This is a genomic window from Bacillus cereus group sp. N12 (assembly GCF_016483575.1).
GTDB lineage: Bacteria > Bacillota > Bacilli > Bacillales > Bacillaceae_G > Bacillus_A > Bacillus_A toyonensis.
The window spans coordinates 30,117-56,107 of sequence record NZ_JAEHBO010000020.1 but is presented as its reverse complement, the minus strand read 5'-3'; the positions used below and the strand labels follow the sequence as shown (position 1 = coordinate 56,107).

The window sequence follows — 25,991 nt, the reverse complement described above, 5'->3', positions numbered from 1 at the left end:
AAGTCAATGGTGCTTCATAACTTTTTTATTTAGGTAGAAAGAATATCTGATAAAAATAAGTGCAAGTATAACGAATAATCCACCAATCCAGCTTAAATTTTCTATATTAGTATATTGAATAATGATTCCTCCTAATGCAGAGCCAAGCATCATTCCCACATTCATTAAGGCGGTATTAAAACTGAGTACTGTTTCAGAGGATTGTGGTTTTAGAGAAATCAGATAAAACTGCTTTGCTGGTGTCGTTGTCCAAGTTGCTACTCCCCAAAAAGCTAGTGTGACAAATACACCAACTGCCCTATACTGTGTAAATGCTAGTACAAATAAAGAGATGATATGAACACATAAACTTAATGATATTGTTCTATTAGGTCCCCATCTGTCTACCGCATATCCTCCAAAGTGTGAACCAATAAAAGCAAAAGTGCCTAAAACAAATAAAGCGATACTTGTCATTTCAATAGAAAAGCCAGCAGTATGACTTAATAATGGAGCAATGTAGGCAAATACCATCGTATAACCTAAAATCCAAAAAATCGTTGTCATTAAACCCGTAAGGATTCGTTTATCTTTTATAATTTGTAGCTGTTGTGTAAATGGCATCGGTTGATTTCCTTTTGTATCTGGTAATAATTTGTAAAGTCCTATCATTAAAAAAACTGTGCCAAGCGCAATGATTAAGAAAATATAGTGCCAATCAAAATATCCAGCTAAAAATGTTCCGATAGGCACTCCAAGTACTAATGAAACAGTGAAACCTGTAATGACTGTTGCCATAGCACTACCTCTTTTTTCTGGAACTGCAATTTGCGCAGCATAATTGGTGGCAACAACAATGTATAGCCCTCCACTCATCGCCATAATGACTCTGGATAACATAAGAAGGACAAAACTATAGCTGAAAAATGCAACTAGATTTCCTAAAATAAATATAGAGATAGCATATAAAAGCACTTTTTTACGGTTCAATTTAGACGTTAGCATGACAAAGATCAAAGCTCCAATGGCATAAGATAAAGAATAAATCGTAATCAACTGACCAGCTATTGAAATTGAAACATCTAATTCAAAAGAAATCAGTTCTAAAATTCCAGAAACAACAAACTCTGCTGTTCCTGTTACAAAAGCTCCTAAAGCTAAAAGTATGATGATTAGTTGATTTTTATTATTTTTCAATTTGTACATCTCCTTATATTTGAACTACTGTTTTTATTTTAATTCCTATGTTAACATAAGTGAAATTGATATTTTTAATAAAGGAGATGAGTAATTACTCATGACTATTGTACGCTACGAAATCATTGCAAAAGTAGTCGAGCTAGGAAGTTTTACAGAAACTGCTGAAATATTAAATATGACTCAATCAGCCGTGAGTCATGCAGTTGCGAGTTTAGAATCTGAATGGGGGGTTTCTTTATTAATTCGTGATCGAAAAAAAGGAATAACACTTACAGAAATAGGGCAAAAAATTCTGCCGCATATTAGAGAAATATTGAAAAGACTGGAAGTCATTAATCAAGAAATTGCGCTTATGACAAGCTTGGAAACAGGTATTATTCGTATAGGCACTTTTGCAAGTGCTTCTTCTTGCTTATTGCCTAAGTTACTTACAAAATTCCGAAAAAAACATCCTAAAATAGAATTTAAATTTTACGAAGGAACCTATGAAGAGATTACGGAATGGTTGGGTTCAAGCATTATTGACATTGGATTTGTAGTAAAAGGAAAATCAAACCCAAATTTCGATTTAGTTCCTTTGATTAAAGACAAGATGGTAGTCGCTTATCACACTGATCATCAATTCCATTTTAAAGAAACAGTAGAAATGAATGATTTAATGGATGAATCCTTTATTATGCCAACAGGGATATACCAATCACATGTTGAGGAATTATTTGCAGAAGCGCAAATTAAACCATCTATTCTTTTTGAAGTACACGACTGTACAACCATCGCTAATATGGTACAGGAAGGACTTGGCGTTACGATAGGTCCAGAATTATATTTAAAGACACAGCAAAACATAAAAATCAGCAAACTAAATATTGAAAACAGCCGTGAAGTAGCACTTGCCTGTCATTCTATTGCAAATGCTTCTCCTGCAGTTAAGGAATTTCTTCATGTGGCAAAAAATGTTTTTAAGTGAACATTTGCAGCGATTGCGTTTCAAAATAGGACTTTCCTTTATTCATGTAGCTCATGATAAAAGAGAAGAAAAAAAGAATTTTTTTATGTATAGCCTTTTAGATTTATTAAAAACACCTAACAAGTGTAGTGGAACGTTGCCAAGCGTCGTTTTGGAGCCTTTCGTTAAAAATATTTTTCAATAATATGGCCTGATTGTTGAAGAAAGTTAAAAAAGCACACATATTATTATTTGTTCCAAAACTCGTATAGTTCTGTACACGATAATATTGAACAAAAGGAGATAAAAAAAGGATAATAATAAATAGAGTTACATCATTTAACGCAAAAAGAACCTGGTTCAATGGTCAAAATATTAGCTAATAAAAATGAGGAATTTACTAAAGCACTGCATTGTTATGTGGAATCAGGGGAAAGTTTTAGAAATAACAAAGATATATATAAACAGTATAATAATTTTAGAAATAACTATTGTAAAATGAGGGCGCAAGAACCTTTAGAAAGAAAATAAAAAGATGAAAAAAGTGAAGCAAGTAAGTTGCATCACTTTTTTAGATAACTACGGGAAGTAGCTCTTAAGATTCAATGAGTCTTTTTTCCCGCCTTTGAACAGTTCGTTTAGGCTTCAATGCCTTTATTCAATGATATTTCAGCAGTACCTTTATTTTTCACATTTAATATTTTTGTTCCTTAGCCATGAATATACTTAGAAAACCTCTAAAAACTATTTGATAATCTTTTAGAATCTAACTTTCTTATAATACTCTTTGCTATTTCTTCAATATTTTCATTTAAAAAGAAATGATTACCTTCAAAAGAATGGAGAGTACACGTTTTACTTGTATATTGCTCCCATTTTATTACTTGATCATATGTAGTAAATTCATCATTTTCCCCATTAAATATAAGAAAATCAATATCACATGGTTGTATATTATTGTCATGAATATATGTCTCGACAATTTTAAAATCTGCTCTTAGAATTGGGAGAAAAATCTCCATTAATTCTTCTGATTGAAGTACCCCGGATGGTGTACCTCCCATTGCAATAACTTCTCTTTTAAATTGCTCATTAGAAAGATTATGTCGGATATTTTTTATTTTACTATTTGGATGGTTTCTACCGGACAAAACAAGAAATTCAGGCGATACGTTTTTAGAGTCCTTTATTTTTCTGGCTACTTCATAGGCGATCAAACTTCCCATGCTATGCCCGAATAGAATGTAGGGCGAATCATCTATCTGCATAACTATATTATTGTAGACATCATTTACGGCCTCTTCCATACTTTGGTACAAGTTTTCTTCAATTCTATATCCTCTACCAGCTAACTCTATCGGGACTACCTCAATATATGGATTAAAGTGATTTTTCCATTTTGCGTAACTAAACGCAGATCCCCCAGCATGTGGAAAGCAAAAAAGCTTAGTCTTCTGCATTGATTTTCTCCTTACTTTCAAATTTGTATATATTTTGGCAAATTGAATAAATGTCTTTAATTATTATCTCTTGCGGAAATTCATCCCTTGTTGCACAAGCAGATATCTTATAATTTGGCTCAATGTTATATTGTCTAAAGTAAAAGTTTTGAGGTATATACTTATATGAAATTAAAGTTCGTGACTCTTTTTTTATAGAGAATGAATTTAACGGGATATAAAGCCCTTTTCCAATCGTTTTTATATAACTTTCTTTTAATGTCCATAAATCATAAAAATAATTAATTTGTTCATCAGAATTCATATTAGATATATCATAAAATTCTTCCTCTGAAAAAAATTCATTTGCTAATTTAAGAGCCTCTATTTCTGAAACCTTTTCTATATCAATACCCACATTAAAATTAGCAGTAGTACAAACCACCCATTCTCCTGAATGTGACAGATTAAAATGAAAGTCAGAAAAATTTTCAACAAAAGGTTTTCCATACTCATTATATATAAATCTAATTTCTTCATTATTAATTTTATACTTTTGGCAGATTAGAGATCGGATTAGTAAATCCCCTATCAGGGTCCTATTAATGTCGCATGAGTTTAATAAACGCTTCATTCGTTCTTTCTTCTCATTTGAAACCAAGTTACTAAGTTGCTTAAACAAATGACTTTCAATATTCTTTGGTATTTTCACAGCTTGAATGTGTATGATAAATCACTTCCTTTTTTAAAGGATGGCTTCGTATATGTGCGTTACATAAATTCAAATTAACTTTATTAAATTGCAAATACAATAGAAAAGGTGCATATTTACATATCAATGAAAATATACACCTTTCCTCAGTAATATCATCAAAGCATTAGCTTCTATTACAAAAAATGGAGAGCATTTACATCATTCTATGAGCAACTCATATAGGTTTCTATGTCTCTATCAAGTAATTTTTGCATTATCCTCTTAAAAAGTAATACTCTTGATATATTCATTATTGCCTACACTTTATTTGCAGTTATTGGGTTGCCCTTTTCGTTCATAGCGTTGCATCTTTTGCACTCTCTACTTTTCAGTTAATGAAAGGGATGTTTCTTTTATTCCTTCGAATTCATTTAATAGATACTTAGCTATCTTTTCAACTGCGGGGAAGTCTACTATTTCCTCATGTGATCCAGGGACAGAATACTTATTTACTCTTCCTTTTAATAAAGGTCCCCAATCTGTAAACAACTCTTTTCCTTCCTCAGCACTAAAGTAGATAACTTCTCCAAAGTATGGTATCAAATCATTATCTGCCATTAAGTTCAGGCATTTCCTATGAGCATTGATAACTTGCTTCAAATTCATAAGATTTGCATCAGGCGGGAGTACTCCTTCCATAATTAATCGCTCCACAAGCATATCTTGCTTATGGACGAGGCCTTCTTCCTGCTCAGTAAGATCTCTAGGAATGAAATGTTCAGATATATATGAGAGCATATCCTCCCTTGTTTTATGATCCTGCTCTGAAGGTACTTTAGTATCCATAAGTACCAACAATTCAACTTCCTCTCCTTGATTTCTTAGTACAGTTGCGATTTTATAAGCAATTGCACCGCCTAAAGACCATCCTCCAAGACGATATGGGCCTTCTGGCTGAACACTTTTTATTTCTTTAATGTAAAGTTGAATTAGTTCCGGCAAGGTCGAGTCGTCAATCTCTCTCTTTTCTATGAGAGGATTCTGTAAACCATAAAATGAACAGTGATTCTTAAGCAATCTTGCTAGTTGAATGTAACAAAATACATTCCCCATAAACGGATGAACGCAGAAGAAAGGTCTTTTCTCTGATTCTTGTAGTGGTACCAGCGCTGATACAGATTTTGTCATATCATGCTTATCACGAATAAGGCATGCGATTCCTTCCAATGTTGGATTCTTAATCAATGTAGACACCTTAATCTCTTTTCCAAACTTCTCCCTAATTTTTGAAACTAATTTGATTACAAGGAGAGAGTGTCCCCCTCTATTAAAGAAATCATCATTTACATAGACATCTTCTATCTGTAACACATCCTGCCAGATTTTAACCAACTGATATTCAATTTCATCCCTTGGAATGATTGGTGTAGAGAAGTTATTTTCTCTTTGAATAGTTAAACTGTTCAATGCCTTTCGATCAACTTTTCCATTCATTGTAAGAGGAATCTCGTCTACCTCAATAAAGTGTGCGGGAACCATATAATTCGGTACTTGTGTCTTGAGATATTCACGCCATTCATGCATACTTCCAGCTCCAACTACATAAGCAACCAATCTCTGCTCTCCTAATTTATCCTCTGTTACCAAAACTACTGCTTCTTTTACCAATGGATGACTCTCTAGATTCGCTTCAATCTCTTCAAGTTCAATACGGAAGCCCCGAATTTTCACTTGATTATCAATTCTTCTCAAGTAATCTAAATTACCATCAGGTAAATAACGAACCAAATCTCCTGTACGATATAAACGCTCTTCTTCATTAAATGGATGACGAATGAATCGCTCTGCTGTTAATTCTGGACGATTCAAGTATCCTCTCGCTATACCTGCACCACCAATATATAGCTCACCTGTTACACCAACTGGAACAGGCAACAGATTTTTATCCAATACATAAGTTTGAACGTTCGGCAATGGACGTCCAATTGTAACTCGCTTACTATCTGTTTGGATATGATAACACGTTGTATCAACCGTACATTCTGTAGGACCGTATACGTTATAAAAATCAATTTTTTCAGTCTCTACTAGCCGTTCCCATAATGACGGCATGATTGCTTCACCACCGACCAATATCTTACTTGGTACATGAACATCAGCACTTGTTTCTAGCAATCCTCCATCTATAAGTAATTGAAGTAATGAAGGTGTCATATCAAACATTTCCAATTTATTCTCCCTAATATAGGACACAAATTGTTCCGGATTAGTGCGAACTTCACTTGGGATAATATATATACTTGAACCATGAAGCAGCATTTGTAATTGCTGAATAGATACATCAAAGGCAATTGACGCATTTAAACCGACGCGCATATTACTAGGTATCTCATGTGAGAAAACTTCTTTTTGTAAACCATATGATAGGCTTATTACAGAATGGTGCTGTACTAAAGCACCCTTTGGTTTCCCTGTCGAACCAGAAGTGTAGATAACATACGCTAAGTTTTCCCCTGTTACCTCACATATCGGCGAAAGTTTGCTTTCTCGAGAAATTATTGCTTGGTCCCTATCTAAGCAAACTGTCTTGATTTCTTTAGGTATCCAGCCTACTAATACCTCATTTGTAACCAATGCTTGAATTCCTGTGTCTTCTAAAATATATCGCAGGCGGCTTTCCGGATTCGATGGATCCAATGGAACATAGGCTGCTCCAGCCTTCCAAATTCCCATGAGACCAACAACCATCTCAACTGAACGATCAAAGCAGAGGCCAACCAATGACTCTGTCCCAATTCCACATTTCTGTAGATGATGGGCCAATTGATTAGCTCTTTCATTCAGCTCACGATATGTTAGTTGCTGTTTTTCATCTACCACTGCCACCGCGTCAGGCGTACGATTTACTTGCTCTTCGAATAGTTGATGAATCACATTCTCACGTGGATAAGATATAGCATTATCATTCCATTCTTCTAATAGTTGTCTTTGTTCAGCTTCCGTAATATATACCAGCTCCGATAGAGTTTGATCAATGTTTTTGAGCATTTGCATCAACACTTGTTGTAAATGACCCAACACTCGTTCAATAGTTATTCTATTAAACTTACTACAGTCATACATTAACTTTAACGATAACTGGGTTCCTGGAACTACAGCCAGCCCTAATGGGTAGTGGGTTTGCTCTACTCCTTCCAATTCACCAATTTCTAGATTTTCTGAAGACTCCTCTTTCACTGGATAATTTTCAAACACATATAAACTATTAAACAGCGGTGTTCCTCTAGGAACTTCACTCCATCCCTGAATTTCTGTTAAAGAAGCATACTCATATTGTCTTCTTTCTATCTCTTCCTCTTGTATCTTCTGCAACCAATCCATTACTTTTATATCATCAATCAATTGAATTCGCGTCGGTGACGTTGTAATGAAAGGACCTACGATGTTTTCAACATCAATAATCTCCGTAGAACGCCCTGAGCTTGTTACACCAAAGACAATGTCATTTTCTCCACTATACCGGCTCATGAGATATGCCCATGCACCTTGAATTACTGTACTCAAAGTAAGTTTATTGTGTTTCGCCCATCCTTGTAACGCTTGAGTCTGCTCTTCTGATAAATAGGTAACCTTTTCTGTATAACCTTTTTCTTCCTCTTTACTTTCTAAGCCCAGCAAAGTTGGTGCAGTAAAACCTTTAAGCTTTTCTCTCCAAAATTGTTCCGCCTGCTCCTTATCTTGTTCTCTGAGCCATTGGATATATTTCTTATATGGTGAGGGTTTAGGTAACTTTACAGCTTCTCCATTCATTCTCTTCTGATAGACTGTAAGTAATTCATTAAAGACCAATGGTAAACTCCATCCATCCAGTAAAATATGGTGATGTGTCCAAACAATTCGATATTCTTCCTCACCTTCTTGAATGACCGTTACTCGCATCAATGGCGCTTCATCAAATTGGAAGGCTTGTTTTCGATCTAATGCCAAAAAGACTTTTCTTTTTTCCTCTATCTCTTTAGTTGTCATTGTACGCCAGTCTTCTTTGTTCACTTTAAATGGGATATTTTCATACACCACTTGTAATGGTTCTTCAATTTCGTCCCAAACAAATGCTGTACGAAAAATTTCATGCCGCTGAATTACAGATTTCCACGCCTGCTCAAAAGTAGGAATATCCATTTTCCCTTTAATCATAAAACTTAATTGCACTATATACGGTGCAACATGTTCATTCCCTTGGTCATGCAATGTGTGGAAAATCATACCTTCTTGCAAAGGTGATAGTGGATATAAATCAGTAATCTGATTGTTCTTTCCACGATTCATTTTGTTTAGTACATTTGTCAAACCTACTTGGCTAAGATTAGCCATTGCAAAATCCGAAATGGTCAGTGCAGATTCTCTATCTGAAGGTTGAATCAATCTGCTCAGTTGATATAGCATATTCTGTGCAATATTTTGAATCGTTGATTTGGCGAATTGTCCAACATTGTATACCCAAGTGAACTGAAGTTTTCCATTCGTTACAACCCCAATTACATCAATTACATGCGATCGCTTGGAACCGGCAGCATGATCTAAACGCTTAAATTCGTTCTCCGGCATAAACATTGCATCTCTAGAAAACATTTGATCAAATTGTCCAAGATAGTTAAAACTAATAGACGGTGTATGTTGAGAGCTCAATTGCTCACACATTGTTGCGTTCATGTAACGCAACACTCCATAATCAACACCCTTATTAGGAATTTTGCGAACTTGTTCTTTAACTGCTTTTAATGCTGCAATTGGCGTATTAGCACTAGTAATATTTAAGTGAACAGGGTAAATACTTGTAAACCATCCCACGGTTCTCGATAAGTCAACATCTTCAATAATTTCTTCTCTACCATGCCCCTCTAAATCCACGCTCAATATCTTCTGCCCTGTACATGCTGCTGTAGCTTGTACCAATGCTGCTAATAATACTTCATTGATTTGGACACGGTGAGTGCTTAAAGTCTTTTGCAATAACATACGGGTCTCATTCTCATTTAACACCACAGTAATTTCCTCAGTTACTGCGCTTACTGAATTACTTATAGTACCATCTATCGGCAGTTTAACTACGTCTTGTTCAGACTGCTGCTCCCAGTAATGCAGCACTTCTTGTGATATTCCAGTTTCAGCGTAATGATGTAATTTTTCCGACCACTCTTTAAAGGATGTACTCTTCATAGGTAATTGAATTTTCTGCCCTTGAATCGCTTGAGTATACGCTGTTTGCAAATCTTCCAATAAAATTCGCCAAGAAACACCATCCACGGCTAAGTGATGAATTGTCCAAAATAATCGGCCAGTCTTCTCACCTTCATCAAAATAAACCATTCTCATTAACGGACCATCATGTAAATTCAAACTTTCTTGTGCAATATTAATCTCTTTTTGAATAACTTCATGCCAATCGGCTTCCGGCACTTCGGCTAATGAAATGACAGTAAGTATCAATTGTTCTTCTATTCCTTCATTCCACTGTTTCCAAGCCCCATCAGGTAAACGTTCATATCTTAAACGTAGGGCATCATGATGAAGTAGAAGATTACACACTGACTTCTCCAGTGATACTATATCCAGTTTCTCTTTCGTTCTAAAGAACATGGATTGATTCCAATGATGTGGGTTAGGATGATTTTGTGCAAAAAAACCTTGCTGAATAGGTGTAAGTATCGTATCTCCAGTTATAATTCCTTGTTCGGCTTGTACACCTTGTTCTTCTTTGACTACCTGTGCCAACTCAGCAATCGTTTGGTGTTCAAATATTTGTTTTGGTGTCAATTGTAAACCAGTTTGCTTCGCACGAGAGACAATCTGAATGCTAAGAATTGAATCTCCACCAATTTCAAAAAAGTTATCATAAATACCAATACGTTTTGAACCCAGCACACGTTCCCAAATGATAGAAAGCTTGTGTTCACGTTCATTTCTTGGGGCTACGTAGCCTTCTTGTGTTCCTTGATAATCTGGTATAGGCAATGATTTCCGATCAATCTTTCCATTTATGGTTAGCGGTAACTCTTCCATTTCGACAAAGTAGGAAGGTATCATATGGATTGGCAGTTTTATTTTAAGATACTCGCGCCATTCTTCTAAACTGCCTTCGCCCACTATATAAGCTACCAACCTCTTATCTCCCGACTGATTTTCCCTAACTATTACAACTGCCTCTTTTATCAAGTCATGCTCCTGTAAAGTCGATTCAATCTCCCCAAGTTCGATTCGGAATCCTCTAATCTTCACTTGATTATCCATTCTTCCTAAATAGTCTATATTACCATCAGGAAGATATCTCACGAGATCGCCTGTTCTATATAATCTCTCGCCTTCTTTGAATGGATGAGAAATAAATCGTTCGGATGTTAACTCTGGACGATTTAAGTATCCCCTCGCTAGACCCGCTCCTCCGATATAAAGTTCACCCATCACACCAACTGGAACTGGCAACCCATTTCTATCCAATACATAAGTTTGAACGTTAGGCAAAGGACGCCCAATCGTTACTCTCACACTATCTTTTTTGATATGATAGCATGTTGCATCAACCGTACATTCTGTAGGACCATATACATTATAAAACTCAATTTTATCAGTCTCTACTAGCTGTTCCCATAATGACGGCATAATCGCTTCGCCGCCAACCAATACCTTACTTGGAACATGAACGCCATCGTACGTTTCTAACAATCCGGCATCTATAAGTAATTGAAGCAATGAAGGTGTTATATCAAAGATTGCTAACTTGTTCTCCCTAATATAAGCTACAAACTGTTCCGGATCACTTCGTACTTCATTCGGAATAATATACAAACTTGAACCATACAACAGCATTTGTAATTGTTGAATAGATGCATCAAAGGCAATTGACGCATTTAAACCGACATGCATGTTAGATGGTATCTCATGTTCGAAAACCTCTTTTTGTAAACCATGCGACAAGTTTATTACAGAATGATGCTGTATCAAGACACCCTTTGGATTCCCCGTCGATCCCGAAGTATAGATAACATACGCTAGGTTTTCTCCTGTTACTTCACATTTTGGTGAAAGAATGCTTTCTTTTGAAATCATTGCTTGATCCCTATCTAGACAAACTGCCTTGACTTCTTTGGGTATCCAATCTTCTAATGACTCATTCGTAACTAATACTTGAATTCCAGTGTCCTCCAAAATATATCGTAGACGACTTTCTGGATAGGATGGGTCCAATGGAACATATGCTGCTCCAGCCTTCCAGATCCCCATAATACCAACAATCATCTCAACTGAACGCTCAAAGCAAAGTCCAACTAATGATTCAGTCCCAATCCCACATTGCTGAAGATAGTGGGCCAATTGATTAGCTTTTTCATTAAGCTCTCGATATGTTAACTGCTGTTTTTCATCTACCACTGCCACCGCGTCAGGTGTACGATTTACCTGCTCTTCAAACAGCTGATGAATCGCACTTTCCCGTGGATATACTACAGCATTATTATTCCACTCTTCCAACTCTTTTTGCTGTAATCCTGATAATATAGGCAACTTAGCTAATGATTTATCAGGATTCTCCACGATTACATTCAACCAGTTTCCAAAATGTTCAGCCATGGATTCAATAGTTAAGCTGTCAAATAAATCCGTCCTATAAACAAAAGTAAGCAATAAACCCTCTTCCACTTCTGCAGCAGTTAAACTTAAATCAAACTTAGCGATTGGAGCATTACTTTCCATTACTTCTATATTTCTTCCATGTAGTTCTGGTAGCTCCTGTCCCGTATTTTGCAAAGTAAACATGGTTTGGAAAATCGGGGAATGGCTTGTATTTCGTTCAGGTTGGATAACCTCTACAATTTTCTCAAACGGAACATCTTGATACTCATACGCCTTCAATGCTTTTATCCGCACTTGAGACAACAACTCTTGAAATACCGGTGCATTACTTAAATCAGCCCGATAAACCAATGTGTTGACAAAGAAACCAATCAGCCCCTCAATTTCTCGATAATTTCGATTTGCAATTGGGCTGCCAACAATAATATCCGATTGTCCCGTATAACGGGCAAGGAAACTTTGATACGATGCCAATAAGGTCATGAAAAGCGTGGCCCCTTCTTGACGACTTATTACGTTTAATTTATCCAGTAATGAACGTGACAACAGCACATTATGAGTTAATCCATGGTGGGTTTGCACTGGCGGACGCGGACGATCCATTGGCAACATTAAGACTGGTAACTCACCAGATAAGTCTTCCTTCCAATATGCAAGTTGTTGATTTAGTACCTCATCTTTCAACCATCCTCTTTGCCACTGAGCAAAATCGGCATATTGAACTGGTAGTGGTTCCAGCTCTGCTTGTTTTTCACCAATCGCATTCTCATAAAATGTCATCCATTCTTGAAGCAAGATTTCCATCGACCATCCATCTGAGATAATGTGATGCATATTACACAGAAGAACCCATTCTTCTTCTGAAATTCTTATGATTTGTCCACGGAACAATGGTCCTTGTTCTAAATCAAATGGAGATTCAACTTCAGTTTGAATCCATTGCTGCAACTTTCTTTCTCTCTCCTCTAATGAAAGCTTAGTTAGGTCCATTTGCGGAAGAGGACGGAAAATATAAGGTTGAATCTGTTGCACAGGATGACCTTCCTCTTCATGAAATACCGTCCGCAAAGATTCATGACGCTCTATTAACTGATTCCATCCCAACTCCAATGCTTCTGGTAACCAATTCCCTGTAAGGCGGCATACCATTGGCATATTATAAAGTGCACTATTAGGTTCAAACTGATCAATAAACCATAAGCGCTGTTGGGCATATGACAGCGGAATATTATTTCCTCGTTCCATCGGCATCAATGGTGGAATTTCTCGTTTTTCACTCCCCTTACGCAACTGATCTATTCGTTTCGATAGTGCCTCGACCGTTGGATATTCGAACAGTTCACGTACCGGCAATTTGATTTGAAAGACTTCTTGTAAGCGCGAGACCACTTGTGTAGCAAGTAGAGAGTGACCACCAAGCTCAAAGAAAGAATCCTGAACACCAATTTCTTTTATTCCTAGCACTTGACTCCACACTGAAGCGATAAGTTCTTCCAGCGGAGTTCGTGGGTATACAGTATTTTCGGCGGATTGTTCACTAAGTATAGGCAATGCCTTCAAATCAAGTTTTCCATTCGGTGTAAGTGGTAAAAATTCCATCTCAATAAAGTTTGTTGGAACCATGTAATTTGGTAAATGTGTTTGTAGATGTTCTCGCCATTCATGTACACTTCCTTCACCAACTACATAAGCTACTAATCTCTTGTCATCTTGATTATCCTCTCGTACCAATACAACTGCTTCTTTCACAGAAGAATGCGCCTGCAAAACAGCTTCTATTTCTCCCAATTCAATCCGGAAACCACGAATTTTTACTTGGTCATCTATACGACCATGGAACTGGAGATTACCATCCGAAAGATAACTTGCTTTGTCTCCTGTGTAATAGAGACGTTCTCCTGACTTGAAAGGATGTGGAATAAATTTTTCCTTTGTGAGATCCGGGCGATTAGCATATCCACGTGCAAGACTCTTCCCTCCAATATAGAGATCTCCAATTATACCAATTGGTACTAGCTGAAGATGAGAATCTAATACATAAACTTCTGTATTCGCAATCGGCCGACCAATCGATGGCGTACCGGTTGTCACTCCTACAGGCACATAACAATCTGTGGTAACAACGGTATTTTCCGATGGACCATACTGATTAATTACCGCAAAAGGAATATCTTTAGATGGATACTGCGTTAATTGATCCCCACCTGTAAGGATAAAGCGAAGATCCGTTTTATCTGGCCAAGATAATTTCAAGAGTCTTTCCAGAATAGGTGTAGGTGCAAAACTAGCTGTTATTCGTGAATCAATGAGCCAGTCCCTTAGTGCTTCTGGATTAATTCTCAGTTCCTCTGTCGACAAGTAGAGTGCTGCACCAGCAGTTAGATACGGCCAAATTTCCTGGACAGCCGAATCAAAAGCAATCCCTGCAATCTGGGTCGCACGATCCTCTGCTGTAATACGATAAACTTCTTGATGCCAAGAAACCATATTCATTAATGAGCGATATTCAACCATGACACCCTTTGGCTTTCCTGTAGAACCAGAGGTATAGACAATATAAGCTAAGTTCTCTGGATTTAACTGACGTGTAGGTGCGATTACGCTTTCCACTGTTAATTCTGCTAACCTCACCGTTTCGACGTGTGCGAAATGGCCTTCTTGTCCTTCCGCCGTCACTACAAATTGAATTCCTGCATCTTCAATCATGTATTCTAACCTTGATTTTGGATACAACGGATCTAAAACAACATAAGCTCCACCAGCTTTTAAAATGCCTAGTAAACTTGCCATGAGCTCAGCTGACCTCGGAAGATAAACTCCCACCACTGACTCTGGGGCGACTCCTTTTCGCTGTAAAACATTTGCCAACTGATTTGCTTGTGCATCCAGTTCACCATAAGTCCACTTTTTTGTTTGATCAACAACGGCAATCGCATCAGGGCGCCTTGCTACTTGTTCCTCAAATCTGTCACAAATAAGAGCCTGATGGGACATTTCCATTACAGTGTCATTCCATGTTTCTAATAACAAAGTACGCTCGGGTTCCGATAGCATGCTCAGGTCATGCAATGGATTTTGTGGGTGATGAGAAACTTCGTGTAGCCATTTCTCAAAGTGTCCTGCCATCCGTTCAATAGTAGATGCATTGAATAAATCCTTATTGTATTCAAAAGTAAAAAGCAATCCCTCTTCTGTCTCAGCTACCATTACACTTAAATCAAACTTTGCAATTGGACTATGGCTTTCTATCATTTCAATACTTCTACCAGATAACACCGGGAACTCTTGTTTCATATTTTGCAAGATGAACATGGTCTGGAAGATTGGCGAATGACTTGTACTCCGCTCTGGTTGCACAACTTCTACAATTTTTTCAAAAGGGATATCCTGATATTCATACGCCTTCAATGCCTTTTGACGAACCTGAGACAGAACATCTTGAAATGTCGGTCTACCACTCAGATTAGCTCGATAAACCAGCGTGTTGACGAAGAAACCAATTAGTCCTTCTATTTCTCTATAATTTCGATTCGCAATTGGACTTCCGACCAGAATATCTTCTTGTCCCGTATAACGGGATAGAAAACTTTGATATGCAGCCAACAGCGTCATGAAGAGTGTAGCCCCTTCTTTGCGACTAAGTTTGTTCAAGTTATCATGTAGCGTGCTTGGCAGAACCAGAGTGTATGTCGACCCGTGATGAGTTTGTATTGCAGGACGCGGACGATCCATAGGAAGTTGGAGTACAGGAAGCTCTCCAGACAATTCTTCCCTCCAATATTGGAGTTGTTGATCAAGCACCTCCTCCTTCAGCCAACCTTTTTGCCACTGAGCGAAGTCGGCATATTGAACCGGTAATGGTTGAAGTTCTGCTATCTTTCCATCCGTTTCTTTCTCATAGAATGCCATCCATTCTTCAAGTAGGACTCCCATTGACCATCCATCTGAAATGATATGATGTAAAGTACAAAGGAGAATCCATTCTTCCTCTCCCACTTGCAAAATACTTGTCCTGATTAGTGGGCCCTCTGCTAAATCAAATGGCACTTCTGTTTCTTGTTGAATCAAACGTTTAACTTCTTCTTCTCGGTCTTCTGGATAAAGCATAGTTAAATCCGTTTTCGGAATTGATTGAAAAGCATACGGTTCAATTTGCTGTACGGGTTGACCGTTCACTTCATGAAAGACCGTCCGCAATGATTCATGACGTTCTATTAGTTGGTTCCATCCTGTTTCCAGTGCCTCAAGTAGCCAACTCCCTGTAAGGCGGCATACCATTGGCATATTATAAAGGGCACTATTAGGTGTAAATTGATCAATAAACCATAAGCGCTGTTGCGCATAAGATAGTGGAATAGTTTCTCCTCGTTCCATCGGCATTAGTGGTGGAATCTCTCGTTTTCTATCTCCTTTACGTAACTGATCTAATCGCTTTGCCAGTGACTCCACCGTTGCATACTCAAATAGTTCACGTACTGGTAATTCGATTTGAAAGATTTCCTGTAAACGTGACACTACTTGAGTAGCTAGTAGTGAGTGACCACCGATTTCAAAAAAGGAATCCTGAACACTAATATTTTTTACACCTAACACTTGGCTCCATACGGAAACGATGAGCTCCTCCACTGGTGTTCGTGATGAAGTAATATCTTCACTTATGAACTGTGCTTCCAATTCCAGTAAGGCTTTCCGATTCACCTTACCATTTGGAGTGAGTGGCATCCCTTCAATTTGGAAAAAGTATGCCGGAACCATATAATGTGGCAGTTGCTTCTTGAGATATTCACGCCACTCTCCAGTATCCCCTTCACCCACTACATAAGCTACTAACTGCTTATCTCCTGGCCGATCTTCCTTCACCAACACAACAGCCTCTTTTACAGATGAGTGATCATGTAAAGCTGCTTCAATTTCTCCCAATTCAATTCTGAATCCTCTAATTTTGACTTGGTTATCTATCCTTCCAATATATTCTAAATTACGATTATTCATATATCTCACCAGGTCACCTGTTCGATATAATCGTTCCCCTTCCTTAAAGGGATGCGGAATAAAACGTTCAGTAGTTAAATCTGGTCGATTGAAGTAGCCACGTGCCAATCCTACTCCTCCAAGGTAAAGTTCCCCCGACACACCAATTGGGACCACCTGTTGATATTGATCTAACACATACAACTCTGTATTATCAATTGGACGACCAATTGGAATAAGCATTGATTCTTTTTCTAAATCACAATCATAATAAGTCACATCCACAGTCGCTTCAGTAGGACCATACAAATTAATTAACTGTGTTTGCTGAACATTGTAAAAGATCCACTTAAACCGGCGAACCTGCTCAGAGTTTAATGCTTCTCCACTAGTAAAAACATGAATTAAAGACGATACATCCCTTTTCGAATTATATTGTTCCATATAATCCAAGAAAGTAGATAACATCGACGGAACAAAGTGCATGGTGGTCACACGATATCGTTCAACATACTCCTCAATCACTGCAGGATCTTTCTCTCCTCCTGGTGGAAGCAAACAAACACGTGCTCCTACAAATGACCACCAAAATAATTCCCAAACGGAAACATCAAACGAAAACGGTGTCTTTTGTAGGATTGTATCTTCCTCGGACAATGGATATTTTTTCTGCATCCACTGTAGGCGGTTGATAACCGAATGATGTTCAATCATTACCCCCTTTGGATTTCCCGTTGAACCCGAAGTGTATATGATATAGGCTAAGTTATTTGCTGTTACTCCACTCACCGGAGCTAAATTACTCTCTTTAGAAATCATTACTTGATCCCTGTCTAAACAAATTGCTTGAATATCTTTAGGTAACCAGTCCTGTAGTGCCTCTTTTGTTAACAGCACTTGAATTTGTGAATTCTCTAAAATGTATCTCAGACGGTTTTCGGGATAACTTGGGTCCAGTGGGACATAAGCCCCACCTGCTTTCAAAATCCCAAAGAGACCAATAATCATATCAGGAGAACGTTCAATACATATACCAACCAATGATTCAGGTCCAATACCTCGTTTTTGTAGAAAATGTGCCAATTGATTCGATTTTTCATTGAGTTCTTGATACGTTAGCTTTCCACCCTCATAAACTACCGCCACTGCATCAGGTGTACGTGCAACTTGCTGCTCAAATAGCTCATGAATCATACAATCATGACCATAAACTACTTCTGTATCATTCCATTCTTCTAGGAGTTGTTTCTGCTCAGTGTCCGATAACATTGACAGCTTTGTATATGATTCATCTGGATGATGCACGATTTCATTTAGCCAGTTCTCAAAATGGCCTGCCATACGTGCAATGGTACTACTATCAAATAAATCCGTGTTGTATTCAAATGAGACAAATAGACCTTCTTCCACTTCATAGGCAGTTAAGCTCAAATCAAATTTTGCAATAGACATATTACTTTCTACCATTTCAATACTCCTACCAGGCAAATCTAGTCGTTCTTGTTTTATATTCTGTAGCGTAAACATGGTCTGAAAGATAGGAGAATGGCTCATGCTTCGTTCAGGTTGCACAGCTTCTACCACTTTTTCAAATGGTATATCTTGATATTCGTAAGCTTTTAACGCCTTTTTCTTTGTTTGGTTCAAAATCTCCCGAAAAGTAGGGGTGCCACTCAAATCTGATCGGTAAACCAACGTATTAACAAAGAAACCAATTAATCCTTCTACTCCCTTATGATTCCGATTTGCAATCGGACTTCCGACTAGAATATCTTTTTGTCCTGTATAACGTGCAAGAAAGCTCTGATATGCAGCCATTAAAGTCATAAATAAGGTAGATCCTTCTTGTCGACTTAAATCTTTTAATTGACTGAGTAATCTAGAAGGAAAAATCACGTGATGCGTATCCCCAGAATAAGTTTGCGTAACCGGTCGAGGTCGGTCCACTGGCAGTTGTAATATAGGGAGCTCACCAGACAATTCTTCCTGCCAATACGTAAGCTGACGATTTAGCACATCACCTTGCAACCACTCCTTTTGCCACTTCGCAAAGTCTGCATACTGAATGGATAATGAACTTAATTTAGCAGGATTTCCGCCCGTTTCCTCTTCATAGAAAGCAAGTAATTCATTCATGAATATACCAATGGACCAAGCATCAGAAATAATATGATGCATCGTACACAGTAATAACCATTCATCCTTTTCTAATTGAACAAGCTGATTACGAATTAAAGGACCATTCATTAAATCAAATGGTTCTTGCGCTTCTCTCGCAATTAAACTATCTACCTCTTTTTCTTTTACTTCTAGAGGAAGTTGAGAGTAATCTCTTACAGGTAATGCTCTAGGAAGGAATTCGACAATTTGTTGTACAGGTTGTTCTTCTACTTCTTTAAAAACAGTTCGTAATGATTCATGACGTTCAATAAGTCGATTGAATCCCTTTTCTAATGCTTCAGGTATCCAATTTCCTTTTAGATTCCATACCGTTGGAATATTATATAAAGAACTGTTTGGATTAAATCTGTCCATAAACCACAAACGTTGTTGTGCATAAGACAACGGAAGCGCTTCTTTATTCTCCTTTTTTTGCATTTGCTTCTGAAGCCAAGCTCTCTTCTCAGGAGAAAGTGAACTCAGCTTTGCAAGTAAATCACTTCTCATTTTTTTACCCCTTCCTCAACTAAATTACTCTCAAATATTCCTTGTGCTTCTTCCTCTGATAGCTCTTCTAATTGCTTAAGCAGTTCAAGTAATTCTTCATCATTACTCACTTCTGCTTCTTTTTGAATATAGTCTTGAAGACTTACATTCTCCTTACTATCATTCTGCATTTCTTGATTTTTGTTATGGAGCAATTGATCAATCTGTTCTGCCAATTGCTGCACTGTATGAAACATAAATAAATCATGCAATGGTATCTCAATTCCAAAAGCCTCTTTAAGACTGGAAACAGCTTGCGTAGCAAGTAATGAGTGACCACCTATTTCAAAAAACGAATCCTGAATTCCGATGTTTTCCATACCTAAAACTTCATTCCATATTGAAACGATTGTTTTTTCCGTAGGCGTACGAGGAGCAATATAACCACTTGCTATCTCCTGTTTCTCTGGTGCTGGTAAGGCCTTCCTATCAATTTTTCCATTTGGAGTGAGTGGAAATGCATTCAATCCGACAAAATAGGCTGGAATCATATAATTTGGTAGCTGGTCCTTGAGATAATCACGCCACTTTTGAGCATCCCCATCTCCTACAACATAAGCAATCAAACGTAGATCTCCAGGATAATCTTCCCTCACTGTCACAATAGCTTCGTTAACTAATGTATGCTTTTGTAATGTCGCTTCAATTTCTCCTAGTTCAATCCGGAACCCACGAATTTTTACCTGATGATCGATTCGGCCAAGATACTCCAAATTTCCATCCGGCAGATACCTTACTAGATCTCCAGTCCGGTATACTCGCTCCCCTTCTTTAAATGGATGCGGTATAAAACGATCTTCCGTTAAGTCAGGACGGTTTAAGTATCCACGTGCTAATCCTGATCCACCAATGTACAGCTCACCAACTACACCAATTGGAACCATTTTTTGTTCAATACTTAGTACATATACTTCTGTATTGAATATTGGTTTACCAATTGGTGGTACCCTATGGACGACACCCTTTTCTAATTCCATATAAGTGGAATACGTAGTATCTTCGGACGGTCCATATAGGTTGTACACCTTCTCAACCGTACTTCTCTCATATAAATCTTGAACAAGTGAATATGGCAATGGTTCTCCAGCCAAATTCACCACCTTTACCGAAGAAGGGAGTGTTTTTGCTCGAACCAGTTCCTTCGCTGCCGATGGCACAGTATTGACTAAAGTCACATCCTTGGTAGACAACTTGTCTAGATGTAGAGCATTTTCAGCGACAATCACCTTACCACCCATCGTTAGGGGAACAAACACTTCAAAAACAGATAGATCAAAGGATAGCGAAGTGGAGGCCAACACTCCCGCTAAATCCTTTCGGGAATATGTGTGATGCGCCCAACGAATCATTGTTACTGTATTCCTATGCTCAATCATTACTCCCTTTGGATTTCCAGTGGAACCTGAAGTATAGATAATATAGGCTAAGTTATCACCCGTCACTTCACTCGTACACACCGTAGTTACTTCTTGTTCTATTTCTGCTCGATCACGATCAATACAAATCACGTCAACGGATTTAGGTATAACCATTTTTTGTTGTAATTTTTCTTGTGTTACTAGTGCCTTTATTTGAGCATCCGCTAAAATGTATTGCAGTCGACTTTCCGGATACGCTGGATCTATTGGGACATATGCTCCTCCTGCCTTCATAATTCCTAAGAGGCCTACAATCATCTCAGATGAACGTGTAACACAAATCCCAACCAATGATTCGCAACCTACACCATTTTTTTGTAAATAATGTGCCAGCTGATTCGAGCGTTCGTCCAACTCTCGATATGTTAGTTCTTCATCTTCGCATACTACTGCAATTGCTTCTGGTGTTTTTTCCACTTGTTCTTCAAACAATGTATGAATCGCGCATTCTCCTATATCTATAACAGCTGATTCATTCCATTCTTCTAGTAATTGCTTATATTCTACTTTGGATAACATATTCAATTCTGATAATAAACATTTTGGATGAGAGACAATTTGATTTAACCAATGCTCAAAATGACTTGCCATACGTTCAATGGTTGTATCATCAAACAAATCAGTATTGTATTCAAAGGTTAGTGATAATCCTTCTTCCGTCTCAGTAACAAATAAACTCAAATCAAATTTCGCTACAGAAGCATGGCTTTCCATGAGTTCCATTTGTCTTTCAGATAGCTGAGGAAATTCTTGCTTCGTATTCTGTAAAATAAACATGGTTTGGAATATTGGTGAATGACTTGTATTTCGTTCCGGCTTTACGGATTCTACCACTTTCTCAAATGGGATGTCCTGATACTCGTATGCTTTTAGTGCTTTTTTTCTTACCTGCGACAAAAGTTCTTGGAACGTCGGATTTTCACTGAAATCAGCTCGATAAACCAACGTATTTGCAAAGAAACCTATTAATCCCTCAATCTCTTTAACATTTCGATTAGCGATTGGGCTTCCAACCAAGATGTCGTCCTGTCCTGTATAACGAGAAAGGAAGCTTTGATACGCTGCCATCAATGTCATAAATAAAGTGCATCCTTCTTGCAGACTTAAATCTTTGAGCTTTTCCTGTAGGGAGTTCGCCACCATTAAGGACTGACTTGCACCACGGTGAGTTTGAACCGCAGGCCGAGGACGATCCATCGGTAATTGTAAAATCGGTAGCTCCCCAGCCAATTCTTCCTTCCAATATTGAAGGTGCTGATCCAAATTCTCTTCTTTTTGCCATTCCTTCTGCCACATGACAAAGTCTGCATATTGGATAGATAACTCCTTCAATTCCGCCGGTTTTCCGCTTATTACTCCTTCATAAAAAGCCATCCATTCTTCAAGTAAAATCCCCATTGACCATCCATCTGAAATAATATGATGCATCGTACAAATGAGAACCCATTCTTCCCTGTCCACTTTCAATATTCGTGTTCGAATCAGAGGACCTTGTCCAAAATGAAATGGTTCCTCCGCTTCGTTTTGAATGAGCCGTTGCATTTCTCTTTCCCTATCTTCCAAAGAGAGATCTGTTAGATTCAATTGAGGGATATGTCTGAATACATGAGATTGAACCTGTTGGAAAGGTTCACCCTCTTGTTCTAGAATTATCGTCCGTAATGATTCATGACGCTCCAACAACTGATTCCATCCAACCTCCAACGCTTCAATTGACCATTTACCTGTTAAGCGACACGCTGCATGAATATTGTACATAGCACTATTTGACATTAATTGATCAATAAACCATAGACGTTTCTGCGCATAGGAAAGCGGAATAGCTTCTTCTCGTTTCATAGGTACAAGGGGGGGAGCCTCTCGTTTTTTATCTTCTTTTCGTAACTGATCTACTCGTTTCGCCAATGCCTCCACTGTATCGTGCTTGAAAAGTTCACGTAATGGGATTTTGATTTGGAACAATTCTTGTAATCGAGAAACAATTTGAGTAGCGAGTAGTGAGTGCCCACCCCGTTCAAAGAAGGAATCCTGAATACCGATATTTTCAGTTCCTAACACTTGACTCCAAACCGAGGCAATAAGCTCTTCCGATGGCGTCCGAGGTAGAACATTTAAACCTCCAATAGTTTGCTCATCAGGTGCTGGCAAGGCCTTTCGGTCAATTTTCCCATTCGGAGTAAGCGGGAAGTGTTCTAACTCTACAAGGTGCGCTGGAATCATATGATTCGGTAATTGGTTTTGTAAATACTCTCTCCACTCTTGGGTATTTCCATCACTCATTACATATGCAACCAATCGTTGATCACCTGGACGATCTTCTCTAACTAATACGACAGCCTCTTTAATAAACGAACATTTTTCTAAAGTTGCTTCAATTTCTCCTAATTCAATCCTAAAACCACGCATTTTGACTTGATGGTCCATTCTACCTATAAATTCTAAATTTCCATCAGTTAGATATCTTACTGAATCTCCTGTTCGATATAGTCGTTCCCCGAATCGATATGGATGCGAAACGAATTTTTCAGCAGTAAGATTCGGACGATTTAAGTATCCACGTGCTAAACCAGCACCACCAATATATAACTCACCCTCAATTCCTATTGATTGCAAGCGTTGATTTTGGTCTAATACATATAATTGCGTGTTCTGTATCGGCTGCCCAATAGAAACAAATTCTTGATTTGGCTGAATATCAAATGCATTCACATAAATAGTGGCTTCAGTTGGTCCATAAAAGTTGGTTAATTTCACTTGTCCACTATGATTCCATTTCTGTTGAAATCGTCTAACCAACCCTGAACTTAGTTCTTCCCCACCAGAAAATACATGGCGTATGGACGAACAATTCATGTTCAATTCAATATGATTGAAGTGATCTAAGAAAACAGATAACATCGAAGGTACAAATTGAACTATAGTAACCTGATGTTTTTTAATCATTTCAGCTATAATAGAAGGATCTTTTTCTCCACCTGGAGGTAGGAAAGATACACTTGCACCAACGTGAATACCCCAAAACAACTCCCAAACAGAGACATCAAATGAGAATGGCGTTTTCTGCAAGACCACATCCTTTTCAGAAAGTGGATATTTATGTTGCATCCATTCTAGATAATTGATTACTGAATGATGCTCAATCATTACTCCCTTTGGATTCCCTGTAGATCCTGAAGTATACATAACATACGCTAAACTTCTTCCTGTTACATCACTTATACATGGGGTTGTTTCTTCTTTTTCAATTGCAGTATAATCTTTATTCATACAAATCGTTTCAACATTTTCAGATAAAAACAAATTTTTAGAATCCTCTTCCGTCACTAGTACTTCGATTCCAGCATCCTCTAATATATATTGAAGCCGACTCTCTGGATAAGTAGGATCAAGTGGAACATACGCTGCTCCTGATTTTAGAATACCTAATAACGCTATCATCATTTGTAATGAACGTTCTATATATACCCCAACCAGAGACTCTGAGCCTACACCACGCTTTTGTAAATAATGAGCTAGCTGATTCGCACGCTCCTCCAACTCTTTATAGGTAATTTGTTCATTTTCGTAAATAGCCGCGATTGCTTCCGGCGTTTTTTTAACTTGCTCCTCAAACATCGTATGAATCATGCCTTCAGCCGAATAATTTACTTGAGTATGATTCCATTCCTCTAATAACTGTATCTGTTCTTCAGCTGTTAAATGAGTAATTTCAAAGAGTTTTGAATCTAGGCACTTCGTCATCTGGATTAATATTTGCAATAAGTGATTCTGAATCCGATTTATTGTTTCTTCATTAAAATAGCTTCGATCATACATCAACTTTAAAGTAATTTTCTTACCAGGCATTACAATGAGTGTTAAAGGATAATTTGTTTGTTCCGCGCTTTTAACATCTAGTAATCTTAAATCATCATTTCTCTCACCTTGAATTGGATAATTTTCAAACACATACAAGGTATGAAATAAGGAGCTATTTCGCGGAACCTCACTCCACCCTTGAATATCTATCAATGAATTATACTCATATTGTCTTCGTTCCATTTCTTTCATCTGTATTTTACGAAGCCAATCTACTACAGATGTATTATCCGTTAATCGAATTCTAGTAGGTAATGTGTTAATAAATAGGCCTACCATATTCTCTGCTCCTATCAAATCAGTAGGACGTCCAGAGCTAGTTACGCCAAATACGATGTCACTTTCACCGCTATACCTACCCATCAAATAGGCCCATGCTCCTTGTACTAATGTATTCAATGTTAATCGACTATTTCGTACCCACTCTTGTAAATTCTCAGTGAGTTCCTCAGATACCTGATAAACACACTCTCCATAGCCCTTCTCCTGCCCTTGATCCTTTCTTTCCATCGCTAATGGCGTAGGTGCATAGAACCCTTTTAATTCTTCTTTCCAAAATTCCTCTGCTTGACTTTGATCTTGTTTATTTATCCACTGGATATATTTTTTATAAGGAAGAGATTTAGGAAGATTCAACAATTCTCCCTTTATCATCTTGAGATAAACTTCCATCACTTCACTAAACACCAATGAAACACTCCAACCATCTAGCAAAATATGATGATGTGTCCAAATAATTCTCGTTTCCCCTTCTGCTTCTTTAATCGCAGTGACTCTCATCAATGGTGCTTCATCCAATAAAAATCCTTTCCTACGATCTGCAGTCAAAAACTGGTGTAATTTCTTCTCCTTCACCTCATGCGAATGGGTACTCCAATCCTCTTGATGAATAGTAAAAGGAAGACGTTCGTAAACTGCTTGTAGAGGTTTTTCTACTTCCTCCCAAACAAATACTGAGCGCAGAACCTCATGTCGTTGAATAACATATTCCCAAGCTTTTTCAAAAGTAGCAACATCCAATTGCCCCCCAAGCAAGAAACCTACTTGTACAATATAGGAAAAAGAATATTCATCATCTTGATCGTATAAAGTATGAAACAGTATTCCTTTTTGCAAAGGTGATAAACCATATATATCAATAATGTCTCCCATTT

The 25,991-nt window shown here is 37.8% G+C and carries 8 protein-coding genes; 3 read left to right on the top strand and 5 right to left on the bottom strand.

Features of this window, described 5'->3' with window-relative positions; genetic code table 11:
- Positions 1-3 precede the first annotated feature (3 nt).
- Positions 4-1,185 carry an MFS transporter gene (locus JDS92_RS12575; protein WP_199631985.1) on the bottom strand — a complete coding sequence of 394 codons (1,182 nt, stop codon included), beginning with the start codon at positions 1,183-1,185 and terminating at the stop codon, positions 4-6.
- 91 nt (positions 1,186-1,276) lie between these two features.
- Between JDS92_RS12575 and JDS92_RS12570 the strand changes: the two genes are divergently transcribed.
- The 3 genes from JDS92_RS12570 (at position 1,277) to JDS92_RS12560 (ending at position 2,656) form a co-directional block, all read left to right on the top strand.
- Positions 1,277-2,146, top strand: coding sequence for a LysR family transcriptional regulator (locus JDS92_RS12570; protein ID WP_199631984.1), 870 nt, complete (start codon positions 1,277-1,279; stop codon positions 2,144-2,146).
- Positions 2,121-2,330 (top strand): hypothetical protein, encoded by a 210-nt coding sequence (locus JDS92_RS12565; RefSeq protein ID WP_098711008.1) that lies wholly within the window; start codon positions 2,121-2,123, stop codon positions 2,328-2,330. Before JDS92_RS12570 ends, JDS92_RS12565 begins: the two co-directional genes overlap by 26 nt.
- 119 nt (positions 2,331-2,449) lie before the next feature.
- Positions 2,450-2,656, top strand: a complete 207-nt coding sequence (locus JDS92_RS12560; RefSeq protein WP_223268711.1) for an HNH/ENDO VII family nuclease — start codon at positions 2,450-2,452, stop codon at positions 2,654-2,656.
- 206 nt (positions 2,657-2,862) lie between these two features.
- On the opposite strand, the gene JDS92_RS12555 is transcribed toward JDS92_RS12560, so the two are convergent.
- The 4 genes from JDS92_RS12555 to JDS92_RS12540 all read right to left on the bottom strand — a co-directional run bounded on the left by JDS92_RS12555 (position 2,863) and on the right by JDS92_RS12540 (position 25,989).
- On the bottom strand, positions 2,863-3,585 hold the full coding sequence (locus JDS92_RS12555) for a thioesterase II family protein (protein WP_106081049.1): 723 nt from the start codon (positions 3,583-3,585) through the stop codon (positions 2,863-2,865).
- Entirely contained in the window at positions 3,572-4,276 is a 705-nt protein-coding gene (locus JDS92_RS12550) for a 4'-phosphopantetheinyl transferase family protein (RefSeq protein WP_098711700.1), read from the bottom strand. Before JDS92_RS12550 ends, JDS92_RS12555 begins: the two co-directional genes overlap by 14 nt.
- 363 nt (positions 4,277-4,639) lie before the next feature.
- Positions 4,640-19,522 carry a non-ribosomal peptide synthetase gene (locus JDS92_RS12545; RefSeq protein WP_199631983.1) on the bottom strand — a complete coding sequence of 4,961 codons (14,883 nt, stop codon included), beginning with the start codon at positions 19,520-19,522 and terminating at the stop codon, positions 4,640-4,642.
- A complete protein-coding gene (locus JDS92_RS12540) occupies positions 19,519-25,989 on the bottom strand; it encodes a non-ribosomal peptide synthetase (protein WP_199631982.1) in 6,471 nt (2,156 codons plus the stop codon). Before JDS92_RS12540 ends, JDS92_RS12545 begins: the two co-directional genes overlap by 4 nt.
- Between the last annotated feature and the right edge of the window lie 2 nt (positions 25,990-25,991).

Excerpts from the sequence above, each read along its gene's own strand:
- JDS92_RS12575 (WP_199631985.1), bottom strand. The coding sequence starts at position 1,185 with ATGTACAAATTGAAAAATAATAAAAATCAACTAATCATCATACTTTTA.
- JDS92_RS12570 (WP_199631984.1), top strand. The coding sequence starts at position 1,277 with ATGACTATTGTACGCTACGAAATCATTGCAAAAGTAGTCGAGCTAGGA.
- JDS92_RS12540 (WP_199631982.1), bottom strand. The coding sequence starts at position 25,989 with ATGGGAGACATTATTGATATATATGGTTTATCACCTTTGCAAAAAGGA.
- JDS92_RS12545 (WP_199631983.1), bottom strand. The coding sequence starts at position 19,522 with ATGAGAAGTGATTTACTTGCAAAGCTGAGTTCACTTTCTCCTGAGAAG.
- JDS92_RS12555 (WP_106081049.1), bottom strand. The coding sequence starts at position 3,585 with ATGCAGAAGACTAAGCTTTTTTGCTTTCCACATGCTGGGGGATCTGCG.
- JDS92_RS12565 (WP_098711008.1), top strand. The coding sequence starts at position 2,121 with ATGTGGCAAAAAATGTTTTTAAGTGAACATTTGCAGCGATTGCGTTTC.